The sequence below is a fragment of the Halomonas sp. LBP4 genome (assembly GCF_003202205.1).
In the GTDB taxonomy this organism is placed as follows: domain Bacteria; phylum Pseudomonadota; class Gammaproteobacteria; order Pseudomonadales; family Halomonadaceae; genus Halomonas; species Halomonas flagellata.
In genome coordinates, this window is sequence record NZ_PDOG01000001.1 from 1371357 (window position 1) to 1394579 (window position 23223).

13 protein-coding genes and 1 pseudogene are annotated in these 23223 nt (G+C 65.4%); 12 read left to right on the top strand and 2 right to left on the bottom strand.

Features of this window, described 5'->3' with window-relative positions; all coding sequences use genetic code 11:
• Positions 1-148 precede the first annotated feature (148 nt).
• The 12 genes from CR157_RS06280 to CR157_RS06335 all read left to right on the top strand — a co-directional run bounded on the left by CR157_RS06280 (position 149) and on the right by CR157_RS06335 (position 21856).
• Positions 149-1669, top strand: coding sequence for an NCS1 family transporter (locus CR157_RS06280; RefSeq protein WP_258364080.1), 1521 nt, complete (start codon positions 149-151; stop codon positions 1667-1669).
• A gap of 54 nt (positions 1670-1723) precedes the next feature.
• The gene (locus CR157_RS06285; RefSeq protein WP_110282619.1) at positions 1724-3103 is read left to right on the top strand and encodes an amidase family protein; all 1380 of its coding nucleotides are present in this window, start codon (positions 1724-1726) and stop codon (positions 3101-3103) included.
• A gap of 21 nt (positions 3104-3124) precedes the next feature.
• Complete coding sequence (locus CR157_RS06290) at positions 3125-3427, top strand: hypothetical protein (RefSeq protein ID WP_110282620.1); 303 nt, start codon at positions 3125-3127, stop codon at positions 3425-3427.
• Between the two features lie 50 nt (positions 3428-3477).
• Positions 3478-4521 carry a CobW family GTP-binding protein gene (locus tag CR157_RS06295; RefSeq protein ID WP_110282621.1) on the top strand — a complete coding sequence of 348 codons (1044 nt, stop codon included), beginning with the start codon at positions 3478-3480 and terminating at the stop codon, positions 4519-4521.
• Positions 4514-5737 carry an ABC transporter substrate-binding protein gene (locus tag CR157_RS22975; RefSeq protein ID WP_110282622.1) on the top strand — a complete coding sequence of 408 codons (1224 nt, stop codon included), beginning with the start codon at positions 4514-4516 and terminating at the stop codon, positions 5735-5737. The genes CR157_RS06295 and CR157_RS22975 overlap by 8 nt, the downstream gene beginning before the upstream one ends.
• A gap of 498 nt (positions 5738-6235) precedes the next feature.
• On the top strand, positions 6236-8254 hold the full coding sequence (locus CR157_RS06305; protein ID WP_110282623.1) for a capsular polysaccharide biosynthesis protein: 2019 nt from the start codon (positions 6236-6238) through the stop codon (positions 8252-8254).
• Positions 8255-9514, top strand: coding sequence for a capsule biosynthesis protein (locus CR157_RS06310; protein WP_110282624.1), 1260 nt, complete (start codon positions 8255-8257; stop codon positions 9512-9514). It abuts the gene before it with no gap.
• Positions 9493-10269 (top strand): SDR family NAD(P)-dependent oxidoreductase, encoded by a 777-nt coding sequence (locus tag CR157_RS06315; protein ID WP_110282625.1) that lies wholly within the window; start codon positions 9493-9495, stop codon positions 10267-10269. Before CR157_RS06310 ends, CR157_RS06315 begins: the two co-directional genes overlap by 22 nt.
• A 5-nt stretch (positions 10270-10274) precedes the next feature.
• Positions 10275-11879: an LTA synthase family protein gene (locus tag CR157_RS06320; protein ID WP_181421983.1), complete on the top strand. Its 1605-nt coding sequence runs from the start codon at positions 10275-10277 to the stop codon at positions 11877-11879.
• A complete protein-coding gene (locus CR157_RS06325; protein ID WP_110282627.1) occupies positions 11876-19399 on the top strand; it encodes a type I polyketide synthase in 7524 nt (2507 codons plus the stop codon). The genes CR157_RS06320 and CR157_RS06325 overlap by 4 nt, the downstream gene beginning before the upstream one ends.
• Positions 19396-20748 carry an aminotransferase class I/II-fold pyridoxal phosphate-dependent enzyme gene (locus CR157_RS06330; protein WP_110282628.1) on the top strand — a complete coding sequence of 451 codons (1353 nt, stop codon included), beginning with the start codon at positions 19396-19398 and terminating at the stop codon, positions 20746-20748. The genes CR157_RS06325 and CR157_RS06330 overlap by 4 nt, the downstream gene beginning before the upstream one ends.
• Before the next feature lie 412 nt (positions 20749-21160).
• Complete coding sequence (locus CR157_RS06335; RefSeq protein ID WP_110282629.1) at positions 21161-21856, top strand: outer membrane beta-barrel protein; 696 nt, start codon at positions 21161-21163, stop codon at positions 21854-21856.
• Positions 21857-21963: 107 nt separating this feature from the next.
• On the opposite strand, the pseudogene CR157_RS06340 reads toward CR157_RS06335, so the two are convergent.
• A pseudogene (locus CR157_RS06340) lies at positions 21964-22062 on the bottom strand (3'(2'),5'-bisphosphate nucleotidase CysQ); the annotation flags it as partial.
• Positions 22063-22170: 108 nt separating this feature from the next.
• A complete protein-coding gene (pseI, locus tag CR157_RS06345; protein ID WP_110282630.1) occupies positions 22171-23223 on the bottom strand; it encodes a pseudaminic acid synthase in 1053 nt (350 codons plus the stop codon).

Below are 23223 nucleotides of genomic sequence, written 5' to 3' on the forward strand. Positions count from 1 at the left end.
GCTCTATACGACCTTAGGAGAAGGTGCGTCTCTTGCCAAATGATGATTTTTGTACCCATAATGCATTTATTGGATTCGGCGCGATCAGGTCATCGTCGCCGAAAATCGCCTTCTAACAACAATCGCACAACCCCAGAGGAGCGATACCGTGGCCTACACACAAGACATCAACGACTCCGCCACGTCGGTCGAACCGGACGATAACCGCCAACACCTGCTGGAAGCTGCCATCTTGCCGGTCTGGCTCAACCAGCGAACCATCGGTTTCTTTGGCTTTATCTGGCTCTGGATAGGCATGGCCGTAATCATCGCCACCTTCCAGCTCGGCGCCGGCGGTGTCGCTGGCCTGCCACTGCTTCAGGTGGTGGCGATCATTTTCTTTGCCAACCTCGTCCTCGGCGTGGTCATGAGCCTTACCGCGGATATCGGCACCGAACACGGCCTGTCCTTTGCCGTCTACCTACGCGCTCCCTTCGGACTCAAGGGCACCCACCTGCCCGCGGTGTCCCGAGGCGTGGTGGCGGCCATCTGGTTCGGCGTCCAGACTTATCTCGGCGCCCTGGCCCTCAACGGCATCGTCGAATACCTGTGGGGTTTCGATAATTGGGTCCTGTGGTACGCACTGTTCGCCGTGGTGCAGATCGTCAATACCGCTCTCGGCATCCGCGCCGTGGAACTGCTAGCATCCATTGCAGCCCCCTGCATCGTAGCGATCTCGGTGTGGATGTACTTCACTCTCGACGTACTGGCCGAGACCAACGGCATCAATATCTGGACCTTTGTCGGCGATCAGGACGTGGCCCCTCTGGGGCTGTTCTTCGCCAACATGGCCTTCTGGTCGGCACTGGCTGTGGACATCCCCAATCTGACCCGTTTCCTGCGCACGCCCGGGGGAGAGCGCAGCTTCTTCGCCCGCAATCGCAACGTCTTCGTCGCCCAGTTTCTGGCCCTCCCCGCCACCCAGGCGTGGATCGCGCTGATCGGCGGGGTATCCTTTATCGCCGCGGGTGACTGGAACCCCGTCACTGTCATTCAGGGTCAGGGCGGCGGCCTGACCCTGGTGGCATTGCTGCTGATGGTGATTCTCGCCCAGTGGTCCACCAACAACGCGGCCAACCTGATTCCGGCCGCCCTCACCTTCGTTAACGCTGGCGCACCTCGCATCAGCTATCCGGTCGCGCTGGTCATCGCCGGTTTGATCGGCACCGCTTCCATGCCCTGGCTGATCCTCGACAATCTGTTCACCTTCCTCAGCTACTACGGCGCCGTGCTCTCCGCGGTCGGCGGCATCATGGTGGCGGACTACTATATCCTGCGCCGCCGTCGCCTCAATGTACCTGCGCTATTCGATCCCAACGGCCAGTTCCGCTTTCTCAACGGCTTTAACCCGGCCGGAATCATTGCCTGGGTGATCGGCGGCACAGTGGCGCTCCTATTCCTCGAGTACGCCTACGCCGTCGGTTTTGTCACGGCACTGGTTGTGTACCTCGTGCTGATGAAAGGTTGGATCCTGCGCCGCTATCCTCAGGAAGAGCTGGACGCCGATTTCGATGATCGCTTCCTGGCCACCTCGGTGGGGCGCAACTGGGTCTACACCGAGCAGGAACGCTTCGAGCGCCTGATCACCGACGACATCCCGACCTCCGCGCTGAAGCGCGAGGATCGCTGAACCGGCATCGAGCGTCGCCCTGGTGACGCTCTTCCAACCCGGAGAGACACCCTCATGGACTCTTTCCCCCGCACCGCCCTCGCCATCGGCGAGGCCATCCAGCGCGGCGAGCTCGATCCGGTCGCGCTGACGCGTCACTGCCTGGCCAAGGCCAAGGATAGTGACGCGGTCTTTATCTCGCTCACCCCGGATCGTGCCTTGGCCGAAGCCGAGGCCGCCGCCCAGCGCCGACGCTACGGCACCGCCTTGGGCCCCCTCGATGGAGTCCCGCTGGCCTGGAAGGATCTGTTCAATATCACCGGCTCTCTGACCACCGCCGGCAGTCAAGTGCTCGCCGAAGCACCAGCCAAATGCGATGCCGCAGCGGTTCGCCATGCCGCGGGGGCCGGGATGGTGTGCATCGGCAAGACCAACCTTACCGAGCTGGCATATTCGGGCCTGGGCCTGAATCCACACTATGGCACTCCCCACCACACTCCGGGGGGAGGGGAGCCCAGGGTTCCCGGCGGCTCGAGCTCTGGCTCCGCAGTGGCCGTGGCCAAGGGGATCGTCCCGGCAGCCATCGGCACCGACACGGCGGGCTCGCTTCGCGTGCCTGCCGCCTTCAACGGTCTGGTGTCCTACCGTCCCTCGCAAGCTCGCCACAGCCGAGAGGGTGTCACTCCCTTAGCCTACAGCCTGGACACCATCGGGGTGATGGCCACCTCCCTGGAGGACTGTCTGGCCATCGACGATGCTATGCGAGGCCAGGCGGTACAGGTGCGAGAGCCGGCGGACCCCGAATGCACGGTAATCGTGCTCGATACTGCCTGTCTCGATGACGAGCGTGTCGAACAAGGCGTGCGTCAAAACCTGGAGAAGAGCGCAGAGCGCCTTGCCAATGCCGGCTTTCATCTAGTCAGGAGGAAGCTTGCCAGCATCAGCGACACCCTGGACCTGATCCAATGCCACGGCTGGCTAGGCGCGGCAGAAGCCTACACCGAGTATCGTGAGCTCCTGGAACGTGACGCCGCCAAAGATATGGATCCAAGGGTTCGCCAACGGCTGCTGGGTGCACAGAAAATGACACCGGACAGCGTCGTGACGCTCTATCGCCAACGCCGGGCGCTTCAATCGCAGCTTCGCCATGAGCTCGCAGGTGCTACCCTGCTCACTCCTACCGTTGCGCATGCCGCACCACTGCTTGCACCGTTGAAGGACGACCCCGAGCGTTTCGCCGAGGTAAATCTCGCCACCCTGCGATTGAGCATGGTAGCGAGCCTGCTGGATGCTCCGGCGGTAGCACTGCCAAGCGGCGTTGATGAGCAGCAGCACACCAGCATCCAGCTAACCGCGCCCTGCGGAGAGGACGAGGCGCTGTTGAGGGTGGCGCTTGCGGCCAGCTACCACACGGACTGTCCCACGGACCCGGAGCAGGCTCGCTGCCTGCCTTAACCAACCGTTCCAGGAGATCTCATGTGCGGACTATGCGGCGCCTTCGGCGGCGAGAACCATTGGAGCACCCATATCGAAGACCCGGAGCAAGCCCACTATGAGCGTCGCCGCGCCAGGGCCTACCGCACAAAGCTGATCAATCGCGCACTTCGCCCGCACCGCCTGGAAATCGAGGATTTCCAGGCATCGAGCTTCGTGCTAGCCACGGCCACCGGCAAACGAGAGATTGTTCAGGATCTGGGAGGCATCTGGCGCCAGGCCGAGCAGCTGACCGGTCACGATATAGATCCTCTGGACGCGCAGTTTCTGGCATCTCTGAACTGACTTCCCGACTTTCCAAAGCCCCATGACATCCCCCGGCGAGGAGCCAACCCATGAACGACACGACACCGCTGCTACCGGTTCACGTGATATCGGGCTTCTTGGGCAGCGGCAAGACCACCTTGCTCAAGTCGGTGCTGGCCAGCGAAGCCTTCGGTGACAGCGCGGTGCTGATTAACGAGTTCGGCGATGTGGGCCTTGACGATCGCCTGCTCGGAGATATCGCCGAGGATGCCGTGTTGCTCTCCAGTGGCTGCGTCTGCTGCACCATTCGCGGCGAACTGTCGGAAGCCTTGCGGCGCCTGCTGTCACAGCGACAGGACGGTAAAATCCCACCGTTCAAGCGGATTGTGCTGGAAACCACCGGCCTAGCCGACCCGGGCCCCATCGCCTCCACCATCACCGCCGACCCGGTGCTACGTCATCACCTGCGCCCGGGCACTAATCTCACCCTGGTCGACGCCGTCAACGCCACAGCCAGCCGACAGCAGCACCCGGTGTGGGAGGCCCAGGTGGCGGTGGCCGACAAGCTGGTAATCAGCAAGAGCGACCTGGTTGATAACGACCAACTTAGTGAGATCCAGCACTTAATTGACGCCATCAACCCGGCAGCTCAGCGACTGGGACGTGAGGCTCTACACCAACCCAGTGATGAGCTCTTCGCCAGCGGCCCCCACCTTGAGCGCTTCAGCCACTCCGAAGTGAAAACATGGCTTGGGCCCTGGCGCATACCAATAGAATCCAAAGCAGTTGCTCATCTTGGTGATATTAAGTCGTTTCGTCTCGGCTTTGAAGGCGACGTGGACTGGACCTGCTTTGGTCTCTGGCTCTCTATGCTACTCAATCGCCACGGCAGCAACATTATGCGAGTCAAGGGTGTCCTGCACATAAAAGGGGACAGTCGCCCGGTGATCCTTCACGGTGTTCAGCACACCATTCATCCCCCGGAGCACGTTGAGACCTGGCCCGAGAGTGACCGCCGCTCAGACCTAATCTTCATCACCCATGGCATCACCGCCAAGCGCGTGGCAGACTCATTGGCTGCCTTCATGAGCGCAGTCAGCGACCACACAAGCCCCAGGATCTTCCATGAGTGAAGCTGCATCTTCCCCCCAATCGACCCCGCCCTACGTGCAGCGCAGCCCCGTTACCCTACGCGTGCTCGGCACCTCAGTGACACTTCTGGAGAATATTCGCAAGCGCGCTCGGGAGGACCTGGGCATTCGCCTGATCTTTGAGGTCCTCGATGGCGTCGCTGCCCAGCGCGCGGGTGTTCTGGCCCCGGACAGCTTCGATATCTACGATCAATGGTTTCACAACGTGGACTTCGTCTGGCCAGCCAATGCCATCCAACCCATTGAGATCGGCCGCATTGAGCACTGGGACAGGATCAATGACCTGCCGAAGACAGGCCGCCTGACGCCTCACGCGCCGCTGGGCGCCGGCAGTAATCCGGTCGACCGCCTCTACGTCCAGCCCGATGGCAGCTGCGGTTCCCGCCCCAGCGAACATATCACCATGCTGCCAGTCAGCCACAATGTGGACAGCTTCGGCTATCGTCTGGACATGCTGCCGAAAGGGCTAGATAGCGACCAAGAGAGCTGGGGCTGGCTGCTGGACAAACGTTGGCGGGGCATGGTCAGCCTGCAGAACGACAGCGCCATCGGGGCGATCGACGCCGCAATGGCCGCCAAAGCGGCGGGCCTGGTCCAGTTCGAGGATCTTGGAAACCTCAGCGTGGCCGAGATCGACTGCCTCATCGACTGCCTCATCAGTCTAAAGCGCCAGCAGCATTTTCGTACGTTCTGGAGCAACCAAGATCAGGCCTCCTCGGATATGGTTCGCGGCCGTGTCGGCATCGAGAGCCTGTGGTCACCGGCCATGACTGACCTCAAGCGACGCCAAATCAAGGTGCGCATGGCTTCGCCAATAGAGGGCTACCGCGCCTGGTATGGCGGCATGTCAATCTCGCGACATGTGAAGGGGCGCACCCTGGATGCCGCCTACGACTATCTCAACTGGTGGCTTTCCGGATGGCCCGGTGCAGTCATGGCCCGTCAAGGCTATTACATTTCCACCCCAGAGCTGACCCGTCCTCACCTAACCTCTGCTGAATGGGACTTCTGGTACGCTGGAAAGCCGGCCTCTGAGGATCTTTCCGGCCCCTCCGGATCTTCTCGCATGATTCATCGTGGCGAGATCCGCGACGGCGGAGACTATATGACGCGCATGAGCCGTATCGCGGTGTGGAACACGGTAATGGATGAACACAACTATCTAGTCAGACGCTGGAACGACTTCATGTCGGCCTGACCCTCTTCCTTCTGATTTCTGAGGAAAAAGAGGTGTAAATGACGATGGAGTCACACCAACTCAGCGGACGGTGAACGGCTTTAGCCTGAGGCTAATGCATACTATTGAAGTTGACCCGGTTCGGTGGACTCCTCCTTCTCAAAGGGTCGGGTGTCCACCGAACCGGGTCAACTTCAGGATGCCATGAGCACGCCGACGCAGCGCAGGCTTTTCGGCATACTGGTAAGTGTCCATCAGGGCCTCCTGCTCAGCCGTAGTGAGAGGAGTAACAAAGCGGTGCCTCATGCGCACGTCCTGGTGCAGGGGGAAACAAGCTGACCATTATGCACAAAAACTTATGTATTGTCACTTACTACCAGGCAGGCTAAGCCTGCTTCATACTCGCGCACCCTTCGGGCATCATGTGCCCTCGTCGTTGATTCTCCCGCTACTGGTCGCCTCTGCTTCATGCCGCCGTACCAGTACTACGCCAGAGGTCGCATGGAAAGCGCTAGCCGTATGGGACCCCCTTTTGCTGCCTGTGCCTCCCGTGGCATCTGCAGGCTATCCATCCTCCCCGCCTGTCTCAGTGAGTACCAAGGCTTTACCCCGCTGAAGCCCTGGCAGCGTCCCGATGTCACCTTGGGATGGGGGCTTAAGCCGACCAGCCTGAAAGCCAGGCAGCTGGCTGGGCAACGGGGCATTCCTTATGTCTCACTGGAAGATGGTTTCCTGCGCTCCTGGGGACTGGGCGTCAACGGCTATCAGCCTCACAGCCTGATCGTGGACACCACGGGCATCTACTACGACGCCACACGTCCATCCGACCTCGAGCAGCTGATACTTGACGCACCGTTCAGCGGGGATGAACTGAAGCGCGCAGACCATTGCATGGCGCTGATCCGGCACTACCGGCTCTCGAAGTACAACCATGCACCTGATCGCTCATTGCCAGTTAGCCGGAAAAAGCGGGTGCTGGTGGTCGATCAGACAGCTGGCGATGCCTCGATCCACTATGGCCTGGCCGATACCGAACGCTTTCGCTCCATGCTCGACGTGGCGCTGGATGAGCATCCCGAGGCCGAGATCCTGGTCAAGGTCCACCCGGATGTCGTGGCCGGCCGCAAGCAAGGTCACTTGCTGGACGCTGCCAGACAGCACCCTCGCTGCCGGCTGATCGCCGAGGACCTCAACCCCTGGTGCCTGTTCGACACCGTCGAGGCGGTCCACGTGGTCACCAGTCAACTCGGCTTCGAGGCCCTGCTCGCGGGCAAGCCAGTCACCTGCCACGGCATGCCCTTCTATGCCGGCTGGGGACTGACAGAAGACCGCACTCACTGCGCGCGACGCAATCAGCCACGCAGCCTTTTGCAGCTGTTCGCCGCCGCCTACCTTCGCTACGCACGCTATGCCAACCCCTATACCGGTCAGGCTTCCAGCCTCGAGGCCACCATCGACCTGATCGCCGACCAGACGCGCCGTCAGGCGCAACTGGCCGGTGACTGGCTAGGCATGGGCTTCTCATCCTGGAAACGCAGCTTCGTGGGCGACTTTCTGGGGGAGCAGGCCAAGCTTCGGCACGCATCGCGCCCCGCCCGTGCCCAGCCCGCCCACAGCGAACGGCTGCTGCTCTGGTCCAGCCAGCAGGAGACATTCGAAGGGCTGCCAGATTCGGCTCACACCGCCCCGCTGTGGCGAATGGAGGATGGCTTTATCCGCTCCATCGGCCTCGGCGTCGACCTGGTCAAACCGCTATCCCTGGCGCTGGACAGCCGCGGTATCCACTATGACCCGCGCCAGCCCAGTGACCTGGAACATCTGCTAGCCACGCAAACATTTTCGCCCCACCTGCTGGAACGGGCACGCGGGCTGCGCGAACGGCTGGTCGACAGCGGGCTCTCGAAATACAACGTCGGCACCTCCCGAGCTCCCCACCCCCAGCGGCCCGGCGATCGCCGCAGCCTGCTCGTGGTCGGCCAGGTGGAGAGCGACGCCTCGGTTCGCTTCGGTTCCCCGCACGTCACCACCAACGGCGAGCTGCTGCGCCGGGTTCGTGCCGCCGCTCCGGATGCCTGGGTGATCTACAAGCCCCACCCGGACGTGGTCAGCGGTGCCCGCCTGGGGCGACTCGAAGCTGACACCGAACCGCTGTATGATGAGCAAATTACCGACGTCAGCATTACTGATCTGCTACCCCAGGTGGACGAGCTTCATACCATGAGCTCCCTGGCCGGCTTCGAGGCCCTGTTGCGCGGCTGCCACGTGGTCACCTACGGCTTGCCCTTCTATGCCGGCTGGGGGCTCACCGAGGAGCGGGGGCCAGCCTGCCCCCGGCGGCAACGGCAGCTTAGCCTTGACGAGCTGGTCGCCGGCTGCCTGATTCTCTATCCCCTCTACGTCGACCCGCGCTCACGGCAGCTGGTCAACGCGGAAACGGTGGTGGACTGGCTGGAACGGCATCGCGAGCAGCGCTCTCGGCTGCCCCTTTCGCGTCGGCTCTATCGCTGGTATCGCAACTCTTTCATCGGAAGGCACTAGATGCACGATCAAGGACGATCCTTTCTTCTGCTGCAGGGGCCCTGCACGCCCTTCTTCCGACGCCTCGCCCTGCGCCTGGCCGACCAGGGGCACCGCGTCACCCTCGTGGACTTCAATGGCGGCGACCGCGCCTACCGCCGCGGCCTCCCGTCCTATGCCTTTCGCGGCCGGCCGAGCGAATTGCCGGCTTTCCTGGAGGGCATATGGGAGCGCCTCGGCATCACCGATCAGCTGATGTTCGGTGACCGCCGCGCGGTACACCGGCCCGCCATCGAGGGCGCCGCAAGCCGCGGCATCCGCAACCATATCTTCGAGGAGGGCTACCTGCGGCCGTTCTGGATCACCCTGGAGCGCGAGGGCGTCAACGGCCACTCGCTGCTGCCTCGCGACCCCGACTGGTTCCGTGAGGCAGCCGCGCGCCTGGGCCCGCCGCCGCCCGCGGTCCGCTTTCGCTCCTCGTTCAAGGTCCGCGCGGCCCATGATGTGGCCTATCACCTGGCCGGCCTGACCAATCCGGTGGGGTTTCCCCGCTACCGCAACCATGCCCCGGTCACCGCACCGGTGGAGTATGCCGGCTACCTCAAGCGATTCCTTCAGTTGCGTCTGCAACGCCGCCACGCCCATGACGCTCGCTGCATCGAGCGCCTGGCGGGCGGCAACGCGCCCTACTATGTGCTGCCGCTGCAGCTCAACAGCGACGCCCAGATCCGCGACCACTCCCCGTTCGCCGGCATGGAGGAGGTCATCGAACACGTGATGGCCTCCTTCACCCGACATGCCCCCGCCAACGCACGCCTGGTGATCAAGAACCACCCCCTCGACATGGGCCTGGTCGACTACCTAGGGGTGATCGATCGACTGGCAGAGGGTTTTGGCATCGGTGGCCGAGTCGACTACCTGGAAACCGGTGACCTCAATCGCCTGCTGCCCCGTGCCGCCGGGCTGGTCACGGTCAACAGCACGGCGGGCCTGGTGGCCCTGGAGCAGGGTTGCCCAACGCTGACGCTCAGCACCCCCATCTATGCCATGCGGGGCCTGACGTTCCAGGGCCGGCTGGATGACTTCTGGCAAGCTGGCACGCCACCGCAGGCCGCCCTGGTCCAGGCCTTCCGCACGACCCTGCTGCACTCCGTCCAAATCAACGGCGGCTTCTACTGTGCCACCGGAACCGAGCTCGCCGTGGAAAACACCCTGCACCGCCTGGAAGCGGACCACTCCCCGCTGGAAGAGCTGCTGACATGCCTGCCCATCGCCGCCTGATTCTGATCACCGGGGCCAGCGGCGCCATCGGGGGAGCCCTGGCCTGCGCCTATGCCGAGCCCGGCGTGCAACTGCTGCTGCATGGCCGGAACGCCACGGCGCTCCGGGCCGTGGCCGACCGCTGCAGCGCTCTTGGCGCCCACACCGAGCTGACGAGCGTGGAGCTGACTGACGACCACCAGCTACACAACTGGCTCGAGGAACTTCACCATGACACCCTGCCCGACCTGGTCATCGCCTGCGCCGGCATGAATATCGATATCGGCCGGGACGGCGCCGGGGAACCCTGGGAGCAGTCGGCGCAGTTGCTGGCACTGAACCTGCGAGCCCCCATGGCCATGGCCAATGTCCTGGCCCCGCGCATGAAGGCACGCGGCAGCGGCCAGCTGGTCTTCATCAGCTCGCTGGCGGCCTGGCATGGCCTGCCCGTCACGCCCAGCTACAGCGCCAGCAAGGCCGGCATCAAGGCCTATGGCGAAGCCCTGCGTGGCTGGCTCGCCCCCTACGGGGTCGGTGTCAGCGTTGTCATGCCCGGCTATGTGGCCTCCCCCATGGCCGCGGCCATGCCCGGCCCCAAGCCCTGGCAGTGGTCGGCCGAGCGTGCCGCCCGCGTCATCCGCCGTGGCATCGAGCAAGACCTGGCGCGGATCAGCTTCCCCTTTCCATTGAACGTCGGCAGCTGGTGGCTCGGCGTGCTGCCGGCGGGCCTTTCCCAGCGCCTGGTGCGCTGGTTCGGCTACGGGGCACCACGATGATAGTCATGGCGCTCGCTCTGTTGCTCGGCGGCCTGGCCAGTTTTGCACTCGAAGGCCTCCTCCGCCCGCGGGTGGCGGCTCCGTGGCGTCGCCCCACGGCGGCCCTGCTGGTCCATCTGGGCAGCTGGTGCCTGCTGCATGCGGCCTTCCTCGCCGTGCTCCAACGCCCCTGGTTCGCCAGCGCCTTCATCCTCAGTCTCCAACTGGTGGTCATCCAGACCAGCCTGACCAAGTGGCGCTCGCTCAAGGAACCCTTCCTCTACCAGGACTTCGACTACTTCCTGGACGCCGTCCGTCACCCGCGACTTTACCTGCCCTTCTTCGGCCTCTGGCTCGCCACCGGGGCCATGCTCGCCGGTGCTGTCGCCATCGCCGCCTTCCTCTGGCTCGAGCCGTGGCTATTCACCAGACTCACTCCAGGGGAGGGGCTGCTCGCCCTCGTCCTCGAGGGCCTGGTCGGCGCTGCCCTGCTCATGGCAGGACTTCGGCGCCTGCCGCCGGTCACGCTGGTGCCGACGCAGGATCTGTCCCCGCTCGGCCTCTACGCCTTCCTGTGGAGCTATGGGCGTCAGGCAAGACGCCCGCTGGACAGCCGGCTTTCGCCGCCCGAATTTCGCCAGCCAGCCACCGCGCCTGACCCCGAGGCGCTGCCCGATGTGGTGGTGGTACAGAGCGAGTCTTTCTTCGATCCGCGCCGCTGGAGCGATCATGTCCACCCGGACATGCTGAGCCACTGGGACCGCCTCTCCACTGGGAGCCTCGCCCATGGCCCGCTCCGCGTGCCCGCCTGGGGCGCCAATACCGTGCGTACCGAGGCGGCCTTCCTCACCGGCCTCGGCCCCGGGGAGCTGGGCAACCACCGCTTCAACCCCTATCACCAGCTCGCCCGCCAGCCCATGCCTAACCTGCTGGCCAGCGCTCGCCGGCTTGGCTATCGCACCGTGGCCCTGCATCCCTGGCCGGCCAGCTTCTATCTACGCGACCGTGTTCTGCCGGCTCTGGGCATCGATCACTTTCTGGACATCAGCGACTTCGACCCCGCCGACCGTGACGGGCAATACATCGGCGATGCCGCTCTGGCCCGCCGGGTTGGAAGCCTGCTCGATGACAGGGACAATGCGCCCCTGTTTCTCTTTGTCATCACCATGGAGAACCATGGCCCCTTGCATCTGGAGACCCCGGGCGAGGCCGATGCACGGCGCCTGTCGCCCGCCTGTCAAGCGGCGGCCCACCAGGCCCACTACCGTGACCTGCAGGTCTACCTGCGTCACCTGGCCAATGCCGACCGCATGCTGGACGACCTCAGCCGTCGGCTCGCCGAAAGCCCACGTGACGGCCTGCTGTGCTGGTACGGGGATCATGTGCCGATCCTGGACCAGGCCTACCAAAGGCTGGGGGAGCCGGACGGCATGACCGACTACCTGATCTGGTCGACCCGTCACGACACTGCCCTCGGACCTCCCCCGGTGGAACGTGAGGTCTCACGGCTGGCCGTCGAGCTGCTTGGCTGGATCCACGCCCATGCCGAGCGCAACGCCCTTGCCCCGGCAGGGGTTCACCATTTCGAAAAGAACGCGACGCCCAGTCGTCACACTCAGGAGCAGGAATGACACGACGCGTTGCCATCGTGGGTGCCGCCCACCGGCTGCCCGGCACCACCCCGGAGACCTTCTGGACCGACCTCATGGCAGGCCGCGACCTGGTGAGCCAGGTCCCCGAAGACCGCTGGAGCCAGCGAGCCTATCAGCATCCTGACAAGCACCACCCCGGCACCAGCGTGACCTTCGCCGCCGGCAGCCTAGGTGACATCAGCGGCTTCGATGCAGCGTTCTTTGGCATCTCGCCACGTGAGGCCGCCCATATGGATCCGCAGCAGCGCATGCTGCTGGAGCTCGCCTGGGAAGCCATGGAGAGCGCCGGCGTGCCGCCCTCGCGGCTGCGCGGCAGCCAGTGCGGCGTATTTCTAGGCGTGGCGAGCCTCGACTACTCCTATCGCCTGGCCGACGATCTCGACGCCATCGATGCATCGACGGCCACCGGCAATACCTCCAGCATCGCCTCGAACCGACTCTCCTATGTCTTCGACCTGCACGGTCCGAGCATGTCGCTGGACACCGCCTGCTCCTCCTCGCTGGTGGCCTTCCACCAGGCGTGCCAGGCGATCCGCGCCGGCGAGACCGACATGGCCCTGGCGGGTGGCATCAGCCTGCACCTGCACCCCTATGGGTTCATCATCTTCTCCAAGGCCAGCATGCTCTCGCCCACTGGCCGCTGCCAGGTGTTCGACGAGGCCGGCAACGGCTACGTGCGCTCCGAGGGCGGCGGCCTGTTCCTGCTCAAGGACTACGACCGTGCGGTGGCCGATGGCGACAACATCCTGGCCGTGGTGGCGGGCTCCTCCGTCAACACCGACGGCCACAAGTCGGGGCTGACCGTGCCCAACCCCACGGCGCAGATCGCGCTGATGCGCCAGGCTTACGCACAGGCCGGCATTTCGCCCGACGAGATCGACTACCTGGAAGCCCACGGCACCGGCACGGCGGTGGGCGACCCCATCGAGGCCCGCGCTATCGGCGAGGCGCTGGGCAAGCACCGCGCCACGCCGCTGCCCATCGGCTCGGTGAAGAGCAACGTCGGCCACCTGGAAACCGCCTCCGGCGTGGCGGGCCTGGCCAAGGCGCTGTACAGCATTCGCCACCGCGAGGTGCCGGCCACGATCGGCATCAAGACCCTCAACCCGCGTATCAAGTTCGACGAGTGGAACCTGCGCGTGGTGACCCAGGCACAGCCGCTCAGGCCGCAAGGCCGCCTGGTGATCGGCGTCAACTCCTTCGGCTTCGGTGGCGCCAACGCCCACGTCATTCTCGAAAGCCCACCCGAACGCGCCGCCCCCGACAAGTACCAGAACGTGCCGGACGGGGCGCTGCCGCTTCGGCTGTCCGCGCGCGGTGAGCCGGCGCTCAAGGCCATGGCCGGCGAGCTCGCCGAGTGGCTGACCCGCACCGAGGCCAGCCTCTACGACATCGCCCATACGCTGCACGCCCATCGTGAAGCGCACCGCGACGGCGCCCTGCTGTTCGCCGGCACCAAGCAACAGGCCGCCGAGACCCTCGCTGTCTGGGCCGCTCCCGATACCGCGGAGCAACCTGCTGACTTGCCCGCCGGCCTGGCCCGGGGCCAGCACCTGGAGAACGCCCGGGGACCGGCATTCGTCTATGCCGGCAACGGCTGCCAATGGGAGACCATGGGGGCCGCGCTGCTTGAAAGCTCCCCCGTGTTCGCCGCCGCCGTGGACGAGGTCGACGCGCTGTTCCAGCGCCACGGCGACTTCTCGCTGCGCGCCGAGCTCGAGGGCCGCAACGACGCCCTGGCGGATGGCGGCAGCCGCCTCGCGCTGACCGAGATCGCCCAGCCGGCGCTGTTCGCCGTGCAGGTCGGCATCACCGCCCTGCTGCGTGACCACGGCATCGAGCCGATTGCCGTGACCGGCCACAGCGTCGGAGAAGTGGCCGCCGCCTGGGCCGCCGGGGCGCTCGACCTCGCCGATGCCGTCAAGGTGATCTATTACCGCAGCCACTACCAAGGCAAGACCCGAGGCCAGGGCGAGATGACTGCCGTGGCGATGGGCGCCGAGGCGATCAGCGAGCTGCTCGCCGCCCCCGAGTATCAAGGCGTGCACCTCGCCGGCATCAACAGCGCCAACGGCGTGACACTCGCCGGCGACCCGGCCGCGCTTGCTCGCCTGGAGCAGCGGCTCGGCGACCTGGGCACCTTCGCCAAGCGCCTGCCGCTCGATTACGCCTTCCACAGCCCGGCCATGGACCCCATCCAGGCCGGCGTGCTCGCTTCGCTCGCTGGCATCGCCCCCCACGAGACGACGCTGCCCTACATCTCCACGGTATCGGGGGGTGAACTGGCCGGCAGCGAGCTCGGCGCCGAGTACTGGTGGCACAACATTCGCCAGCCGGTGCGATTCGAATCGGCCATTCAGGCGTTGATCGACGACGGCATCAACGTCTTCGTCGAAATCGGCGCCCACCCGATCCTGCGCCGCTACCTGACCGACACGCTGCGCGCGAGCGCGCGCGACGGCCAGGTCATCGGCACCCTGGAGCGTGACACGCCCGCCGCTCGGTGCTTGACCCGTGCGGTTGGCCAGGTCCTGCTCTCCGGCATCGCGTTCGACGTCTCGCGCCACTTCCCGGTAGCGGGGCACTTCGTCGAACTGCCCCGCTATCCCTGGCAGCGCGAACCCTACTGGGTTCAAGGCACCACCGACGGCCAGGGCCTGCTCGACCGCTACTACGAACACCCCCTGCTCGGCTACCGACTGGCCCAGCAGGCCAATACCTGGGAGAGCCAGCTGGATACCGGCCGCGTGCCGTGGCTGGCCGACCATGTGGTCGGCGAGGGGGCGGTGTTCCCGGGCGCCGGCTTCATCGAACTGGCACTGGCCGCCGCCCAGCACGGCAAGGAAGCGCCGCTCGTCGATATCGAAGAGCTCGAGATCCATGCCCCGCTGCTGCTCGATGCCGCCAACGGACGTCGCGTGCGGGTACACCTGGCCCCGCAGGATGGCCGTGTGGAGATCCATTCCCGCGAGCCGGTCACCGGCAGCGACTGGCAGCTCAACGCCGTGGCGCGCGTCATGGCACAGAGCCGTGGCTTCCTGCTGCGCCGCCAGGCCCCGGTCCGACCGGCTCGCGCGCCCGATGTCACGCTTGCCGACCACCTGGCGATGGCCGAGCACCTCGGGCTGCACTATGGCCCCGCCTGCCAGGCCATCCGCCATGCCTGGGTCGCAGGTGACAGCGTGATCGGCGAGATTACGCTGAACGAGACACTGAACGCGAGCCGCGAGGCATTGCATCTGCACCCTGGCATCCTCGACAGCGCCTTCCAGCTGTTCATCCCGCTGCTGGCCCTCGAAGCCCGCGCCCATGGCCGCGACGACGACGGCCTGGCCTTCGTGCCGGTCCGTGTCGACCGCGTGCAGTTCCTGCCCGGCGCCGGCACCCCGACGCTCGCCCAGGCCCGTCTGGGCAAGCGCTCGCCTCACTCCTTCACCGCCGATTTCGCGCTGTTCGACGCCCAGGGCCGCGCCATCGCGGTGCTCAGCGAGACCCGTTTCAAGGCGGTTCGTCTCAAGCGCCAACACCACCAGCGTTTGAGTTACCTGGATGTCGAGCTGACCCCGACCCCGCGCCAGAGCGACGCCGCCGCGCTCGACCTGACGCCGCTGCTTGCCGCGATGCCGCGGCTGCTGGACGACTTCGCCCGCTGCACCGGCCGGCGCTTCGCCGGCGAGGTCGACCCGCTGCTCGACAGCCTGACCGACGCCTTCGCCGCGCAAACCCTGCAGGCGCTGGCCGGCGGCGAACACCTCAGCCATGCCCGCTACCGCGAGCTGACGCGCACCCATTTCGCCAGCCAGCCGCTGCTCGACCAGCTGATCGGCTTGCTCATCAACAACGAGCGACTGGTGGAAAGCGACCAGGGCTGGGCGCTGATCGAGGATGACGACGCCGTCGCGGCTGCCACCATCTGGCAGCTGCTGGTGCGCGACTACCCGGACTATTTCGCTCCGGTACAGCGCATGGGCCGCTTCGGCCTGCACCTGCCGGCGCTGCTGACGGGCCAGGAGAACGCCGAAACGCTGGGTCTCGACGCCAATGCACTGGCCCCGCTCAGCCGGCAGCTGATCGACGCGCGGGGCTGGCAAGCGCTGGCCGAGGGGCTACACGACGCCTTGCGAGGCATCCTCGACGGCATGCCTGCCGGCCAACGCCTGCGCCTGCTGGAAGCCGGCCCCGCGGCCCCGGCGCTGGGTGAGCGGCTCAGCGACCTGCTCGACCCCGACCGCTGCGATTACCGTATCCTGGCGGTGGGCGACGGTGCCTGGCACCAGGCCGAACAACTCCAGGAGCGCCACCCGCTGATCGACATCGAGCGTCTCGAGGCCCTGGCCGCCGAGGCCGCGCCGGCTCAGCTCGCCCTGATCAGCCTCGAGGTGGGCCACCGCCAGCGTAATCGCCACCTGCTGGAGTCGCTGACCACCCGCCTGGCCCCGGGCGCCCAGCTGCTGCTGCTCGGCGTGCACCCCGGCACCTGGCTCGACACCCTGCTGGCCACGCCTGGCCTCGAGGACAACGGCACTCCCCTGCTCGCCACGGAACAGGCCGAGGTCATCGCCACGCTCGAGCGCTTCGGGGCCATCCACATCCAGCCGATCCCGCTGGAAGACGAGACCCGCGGTGCCTACCTGATCCACGCCCAGTGGGGTCAGACCCCACAGCAAAATTTGGGGTCAGACCCCACAGGGGACTTAGGCACGGTCCAGCTGGTGGCGGATGCCGGCACACGCCCGCTGGCCGACCGGCTTGCCGCCGGCCTGATCGAGCGCGGCCAGCAGGCCCGCGTCGTTGACGCCTTCCCGAACGAAGGCCACTCCCCGGTTCGGATCGTCGATCTTCGTCAGGGTGAAGCACGCTGCGAACAGGCCATGCAGTGGGCGCGGGATCTCGAGCCGCTCGGTGATCAAGGCGCGTTATGGCTGATCACCCGGGGCGTGGCCGGCATGTGGGTGAGTGGTGAATGGGTGAGTGGTGAGTGGCCAGGAGTGAGTGGTGAGGGGTTGCCTGGCCCGGATGCCGCGCTATGGGGCTTTGGCCGCTCGCTGGCCAATGAATCCACCGGCTACCCGGTGCGGCTGCTCGACCTGCCCGAGGGTGACCTCGACGCCACCCTGATCGCGGCGCTGCTCGACGAATTGAGCCAGCCCGATGCCGAAACCGAGGTCGTGCTGGACGCGCAAGGCCACCGCTATGCGACGCGGTTGCGCACCCTGCCGGCCCCCGGTGCCGCAACGGAGGAAGGCGGGTCATCGCAGCATGCCATGACGCTGGGTTTCGCCATGCCCGGCCAGCTGCGCCACCTGACCTGGACCGCCGTGCCCCTGCCCCAGCCCGCCGAGGGCGAGGTGGCCATCAAGGTGCAGGCCACCGGCCTGAACTTCCGTGACGTGATGTACACCCTCGGGCTGCTCTCCGATGAAGCCATCGAGAACGGCTTCGCCGGCCCCACCCTGGGCCTGGAGTTCTCCGGCATCGTCGAGGCGGTGGGGCCGGGCGCAAGCGACGTGGCCGTGGGCGATGCCGTGGTCGGCTTTGGCCCGGCAAGCTTCAGCGACCGGTTGATCGCCAACCGGCACGCCATCGCGCCGCTTCCCGACGGCGTGGGCTTCGCGGCCGCCGCGACCATTCCCACCACCTTCTTCACCGTCTACTACGCGCTGAAGCATCTGGCCCGGCTCGCACCGGGCGAGAAGGTGCTGATCCATGGTGCCGCCGGCGGCGTGGGCATCGCCGCCATCCAGGTCGCCCAGTGGCTGGGCGCCGAGATCCACGCCACCGTGGGCTCCGCCGAAAAGCGCGACTTCCTGCGCCTGATGGGCATCGAGCATCTCTACGACTCCCGCTCGCTGACCTTCGCCGAGGAGATTCTCGACGCCACCGACGGCCGGGGTGTCGACGTGGTGCTCAACTCGCTGGCCGGCGAGGCGATCAACCAGAACCTGCGCGCCCTGCGCCCGTTCGGGCGTTTCCTGGAACTCGGCAAGCGGGACTTCTATGAGAACACCCACATCGGCCTGCGTCCGTTCCGCAACAACTTGAGCTACTTCGGCATCGACTCCGACCAGCTGATGAAGGAACAGCCCGAGCTCACCGGCCAGCTATTCGGCGAGATGATGGCGCTGTTCGACGACGGCACCTTCAGCGCCCTGCCCTACACCGCCTTCCCTACCCAGCAGGTGGTCGAGGCATTCCGCTTCATGCAGCAGGCGCGCCAGATCGGCAAGGTGGTCGTGACCCACGAGCAACCCCTCATCCCGGCCGACTCCTCTACCGGCCTGTCACGCGACACCCTGGCACTGCCCGCCGAGGCCAGCTACCTGGTCACCGGCGGCCTCGGCGGCTTCGGGCTGAAGACCGCCCAATGGCTGGCCGAGCGTGGCGCGCGTCACTTGATCCTGGTCGGCCGCCGCGGCGCGACAAGTGACGAGGCCCGGGCCGGCGTGGCCAAGCTGGAAGCCCGGGGCGTGACGGTGAAAGCCGCCGCCTGCGATGTCACCGATCGCACGGCCCTTGCCGCCCTGCTCGACGAGTGCCGTGAGACGCTTCCGCCGCTACGCGGCGTGGTGCACGCCGCCACGCTGATCGACGATGGCCTGATCCGTAACCTCGATGCCGAACGCATCCGCCGCGTGCTGTCGCCGAAGATCGACGGTGCCCGCCACCTCGACGCCCTGACGCGAAACGCCGAGCTCGACTTCTTCGTCATGTACTCCTCGGCCACCACGCTCTTCGGCAATCCCGGCCAGGCCAACTATGTGGCGGCCAACCACTGGCTAGAGGCGCTGGCCGCCGCCCGGCGCCGCCAGGGCCTGCCGGCGACCTGCCTGCGTTGGGGCGCCATCGAGGACGTCGGCTTCCTGGCCCGCCACACTCGCACCCGAGATGCCTTGCAGGAGCGCCTGGGCGGCTCCGCCTTGCACTCAGACGACGCCTTGGACGTACTCGAACAGCTGCTGGTGCAGGGGGAGCGGGGAGGTCGCAACCTCGGTGTGCTAGAGCTCGACTGGAGTGCCCTGGCACGCTTCCTGCCCACGGCGTCGAGCCCGCGCTTCCACGAGATCGCCCGCGAGGCCGAGGACGACAGCCGCGTGGACGATGGCGGCGACAATCTCGCCGATCTGTTCGCGTCTCTCTCCCCGGAGGAGCTGCACGGCGCGGTGACCGACCTGCTACGGACCGAACTGGCCGGCATCTTGTTGCTCGACGAGAAGAAGATCGACGTGCACCGCTCGGTCTACGACATGGGGTTCGACTCGCTGATGGGCGTGGAGCTGATGACCGCCATCGAAGCTCGCCTGGGCGTCCAGGTGCCGGTGATGGTGCTCAGCGAAGCCTCGACCCTCGACAAGCTGGCCGGTGTGCTGATCCAGAAGCTTCAGCAGCACGCCCGCGATGACGGGGAAACGAGCGCCGACGACATGGCGGCCCTCGCCGCCCGCCACGGCGCCGAGGGGTTCGAGGCCACCGAAGAGACCGTGGAGAACGCCACACCATGAATGAGCGTCGCACCGACCTCAAGCAGCAGCTGCTGGCTCGGGCTCTCAAGCAAGGCAAGCCACGCGCGGCCGCACCCAGCACCACCGAGGTGATGCCCGCCGGTATGGGCCCTCGCGGCGCGATACCGGAGCGTTTCACGCGCTTCGATGCCCACCCGGGCTACCAGCAGATCGCCATGATGCGCCAAGGGGCCGCCCAGCTGGGCCTGACCGACCCCTTCTTCAAGGTTCATGACGGCAACGCCGGGGCGACCTCGGTGATCGATGGCCGCGAATGCCTGAATTTCGCCAGCTACAACTACCTCGGCTTTTCCGGCGACCCACGCGTCAACCGGGCGGCCCGGGATGCCGTGGAGCGCTACGGCACCTCGGTCTCGGCCAGCCGTGTGGTCTCCGGCGAACGGCCGATCCATGGTGAACTGGAGCGCGCCCTGGCGGCGGCCTACGGGGTCGAGGACGCCGTGGCCTTCGTCAGTGGCCACGCCACCAATGTCTCTACCCTTGGCTACCTGATGGGGCCGAAGGACCTGGTGCTGCACGACGAGTACATCCACAACAGCTCACTGGTCGGCGCCCAGCTCTCCGGCGCACGGCGCATCTCCTTCCCGCACAATGACGCCAGTTCCCTGGATGCCCTGCTGACCCGCCACCGCGGTCAGTTCGAGCGGGTGCTGATCGTCATCGAAGGCCTCTACAGCATGGACGGCGACGTGCCCGACCTGCCGCGCTTCGTCGAGCTCAAGCGGCGCCACCAGGCGTGGCTGATGGTCGACGAGGCGCACTCCTTCGGCGTGCTGGGGGAGCACGGCCTGGGCCTGAGCGAGCACTTCGCCGTGCCCACCGGCGACGTGGATATCTGGATGGGCACCCTGAGCAAGAGCCTGGCCGGCTGCGGCGGCTATATCGCCGGCTGCCGCGAACTCGTGGAAACGCTGCGCTACCTCGCGCCCGGCTTTCTCTACAGCGTGGGCCTCCCCGCCCAAGTTGCCGCCCCCTCGCTCAAGGCGCTGGAGCTGATGGACGAGGAACCCGAGCGCGTGCAGAAACTGCATGCCATCTCGCGCTACTTCCTGGAGCAGGCCCGCCATATGGGACTGGATACCGGCCATAGCATCGGCGCCGCCGTCGTGCCGGTGATCGTGGGGAGCTCACCGCTTGCCGCGAGACTCTCCCACGACCTCTTCCAACGCGGCATCAATGTCCAGCCGATTCTCCACCCCGCCGTACCCGAGAAGAGCGCGCGCCTGCGCTTCTTCCTCTCCTGCGAACACAGCGAGAAACAGGTCGACGGCACCCTCGAGGCCCTGAGGTTCGCCATGGCCGAGTCGGCCGCCTCCCCTACCAACTAGATTCCCTTCCCTTCCTGCTTGCCCACCCTGGCCCTGCCCTTGTGCGACTAAGCAAGCCCACTGTCCGGCCGGGCAACCAACAGGGGCGTACGCCCCTGTGTGCAAGATACTTGCCGCACGACGCTCACTTGCCCAAGGGCGGTACCGCAGCTTCTCCACGCCGTCGATAGGGATGATATCCCTCAAACTTTTTCAGCAGAAGCACTTCCGTTATCGCTGAAGAAAAGCACCAGACTTGTCACCCACCCTACTGATATTTCGGCAAAAAAGCCTGTTTTGCAACATCATGTTACAGAATGTTGCTAGCGTCTTTCATAAGCAACATCACTCAGGCCTTCGAGTAACAAAGACGGTTGAAAGGGCCTGGCATCAGTGACGAGTCCTTCACCCTACTCGCTCTCGGGAGGTGTCGATGAAAAGGCACACCGTCCTTGCCATGACCTGGCTCTTGACCACGCCGGCCTTGGCGGTCAACGCCTCAGCGGCGGATATCTATCTCTTTGCGGACGCAGGGCTCGCCGAGCCCGACATGGATACCCTGGACAGAAGACACCAGCGAATGGCGGAGAGCATTACCGACAACGGCGGCGTCGCCCTGAGGGACGTCGATGACCAGAGCGCTGCCGGTACCATCGGGGTGGGGATCCAGCCCTTCCGCTATCTGGCCCTCGAACTGGCCTACTACCACCTGGGGTCCTATCAGTTCGAGACAAGGGGCGCGCTCACTGCCCCGACCCAGCAGCTCAGCTCGCGCACGGTGACCGATGTGAAGGCGCGCGGCTGGGGGCTGAACGGCAAGCTGCTGCTCCCCATCACCGAGGCGCTTAACGGTACCTTCACCGCGGGGGTGGCCCGCATCGACACCGACATCACGGCGGTGACGACACACCATGGCGCGGTGCTCGGGGAGCCGATGTCTTCCCGAGACACTGTCGAGCATCACTTCGAGGACACTGTCGGTATCCTCGGCATCGGCGCCTGGTATCAATTCGGCGCCCACCTCGGCCTACGGTTCGACTATCGCTACCTAGGAGGCTTCGGCCAGAGTGACAACGGCAACGACAGTGACCTCGACCTGTTCACCGCCGGCGTCACCTACAACTTTTGATACCGTAGCCAAATGCTGATCACCCCTCGCCCCAGACCACAAAGTAGGGGTTCAGATGCTTTGCGGCTCAGAGTAGTTGAGTGGCTGACTAACTAGGGTTTCCACGCGGCCGCGAGATAAGACACCTCCAGCGCCGGGACTACGCCAAGCACCGGCTTTCCCTTCTCGATCAGCGCGATGTTCACCGTGAACTCGCCGTTGCGCTTGGAACTTGAGACCGTCCAGCCTAAGTTATTTCACAAACGAGTAGTCAATCACCCGGGACCCGACAGGTAGTTAATCACTCTGGGCTGAAAGTTATCGACCACGCACTCTTATTTCATAATATCTTCTATTGCTGGCGTATTAGCACAAACATCACCAACTACTTTTTTTCCCAGCAACTCTTTTAATCTTTTCGGCGATAGACCATATCCCGGCCTAACGCTTCTCACCGCATCCTCGGTAATAATATCCCCTGCTTTGAGATCCTTGACGAAATAGAGCGAGCGGCGGAACTGGGCATTTCCCTGCTCGCTGGATTTCCTACCGTAGTCCACCTTGCCCAGCGCCTGCCAAGCGGTCTTGGTGTCGCGACACAGGGCAGTGAGCTCTGAAGGCTCCAGTGAGAAGCTGTCGTCGGGGCCGCCGCCGTTGCGATCCAGGGTGACGTGCTTTTCGATCAGGCTGGCACCCAGCGCCACGCTAGTGATGGCGGTGGTGTTGTCGATGGTGTGGTCGGAGAGCCCCGTCACCAGCCCGAAGCGCTTGATCATGTCGGGAATTGTACGCAGGTTATAGTCTTCCGGCGGTGCTGGGTAGCCACTGACGCACTGCAGGATCGCCAGCTGCTCACAGCCGGCGCCGCGGGCAGCATCGATGGCTTCCTGGATCTCTTCGGCGTCGGCCATGCCGGTGGAAATGATCATCGGCTTGCCTGTCCTGGCCACGTGTTCGATCAGCGGCAGATCCACGGCCTCGAAGGAGGCGATCTTGTAGGCCGGCGCGCCAAGCTCCTCGAGCAGGTCGACGGCGGTGGTGTCGAACGGCGAGCTGAAGATGGTGATACCCAGCTTGCGGGCGTGCTCGAAGAGCGGCTGGTGCCACTCCCAGGGCATGTGGGCTTCCTCGTAGAGCTCGTAGAGGGTCCGCCCGTCCCACAGACCGCCCTTGATCTTGAAGTCCTCGCTGTCGCAGTCGAGGGTGATGGTGTCGGGGCGGTAGGTCTGCAGCTTGACGGCATCGGCACCGGCCCTGGCGGCTTCCTCAATGATCCGCATGGCCGTTTGCAGCTTGCCGTTATGATTGGCCGAAAGCTCGGCAATGATGTAGGGGGGCTGATCCGCCGCAATACGACGGCCAGAGATCTCGATAGCGGGTAGCGACAT

What these genes read in the sequence shown, in the direction of transcription:
- CR157_RS06320 (WP_181421983.1), top strand. Translation starts at nt 10,275, where the DNA reads ATGGCGCTCGCTCTGTTGCTCGGCGGCCTGGCCAGTTTTGCACTCGAA.
- CR157_RS06335 (WP_110282629.1), top strand. Translation starts at nt 21,161, where the DNA reads ATGAAAAGGCACACCGTCCTTGCCATGACCTGGCTCTTGACCACGCCG.
- CR157_RS06290 (WP_110282620.1), top strand. Translation starts at nt 3,125, where the DNA reads ATGTGCGGACTATGCGGCGCCTTCGGCGGCGAGAACCATTGGAGCACC.
- CR157_RS22975 (WP_110282622.1), top strand. Translation starts at nt 4,514, where the DNA reads ATGAGTGAAGCTGCATCTTCCCCCCAATCGACCCCGCCCTACGTGCAG.
- CR157_RS06325 (WP_110282627.1), top strand. Translation starts at nt 11,876, where the DNA reads ATGACACGACGCGTTGCCATCGTGGGTGCCGCCCACCGGCTGCCCGGC.
- CR157_RS06305 (WP_110282623.1), top strand. Translation starts at nt 6,236, where the DNA reads ATGGGACCCCCTTTTGCTGCCTGTGCCTCCCGTGGCATCTGCAGGCTA.
- CR157_RS06310 (WP_110282624.1), top strand. Translation starts at nt 8,255, where the DNA reads ATGCACGATCAAGGACGATCCTTTCTTCTGCTGCAGGGGCCCTGCACG.
- CR157_RS06295 (WP_110282621.1), top strand. Translation starts at nt 3,478, where the DNA reads ATGAACGACACGACACCGCTGCTACCGGTTCACGTGATATCGGGCTTC.
- CR157_RS06330 (WP_110282628.1), top strand. Translation starts at nt 19,396, where the DNA reads ATGAATGAGCGTCGCACCGACCTCAAGCAGCAGCTGCTGGCTCGGGCT.
- CR157_RS06285 (WP_110282619.1), top strand. Translation starts at nt 1,724, where the DNA reads ATGGACTCTTTCCCCCGCACCGCCCTCGCCATCGGCGAGGCCATCCAG.
- pseI (WP_110282630.1), bottom strand. Translation starts at nt 23,223, where the DNA reads ATGTCGCTACCCGCTATCGAGATCTCTGGCCGTCGTATTGCGGCGGAT.
- CR157_RS06315 (WP_110282625.1), top strand. Translation starts at nt 9,493, where the DNA reads ATGCCTGCCCATCGCCGCCTGATTCTGATCACCGGGGCCAGCGGCGCC.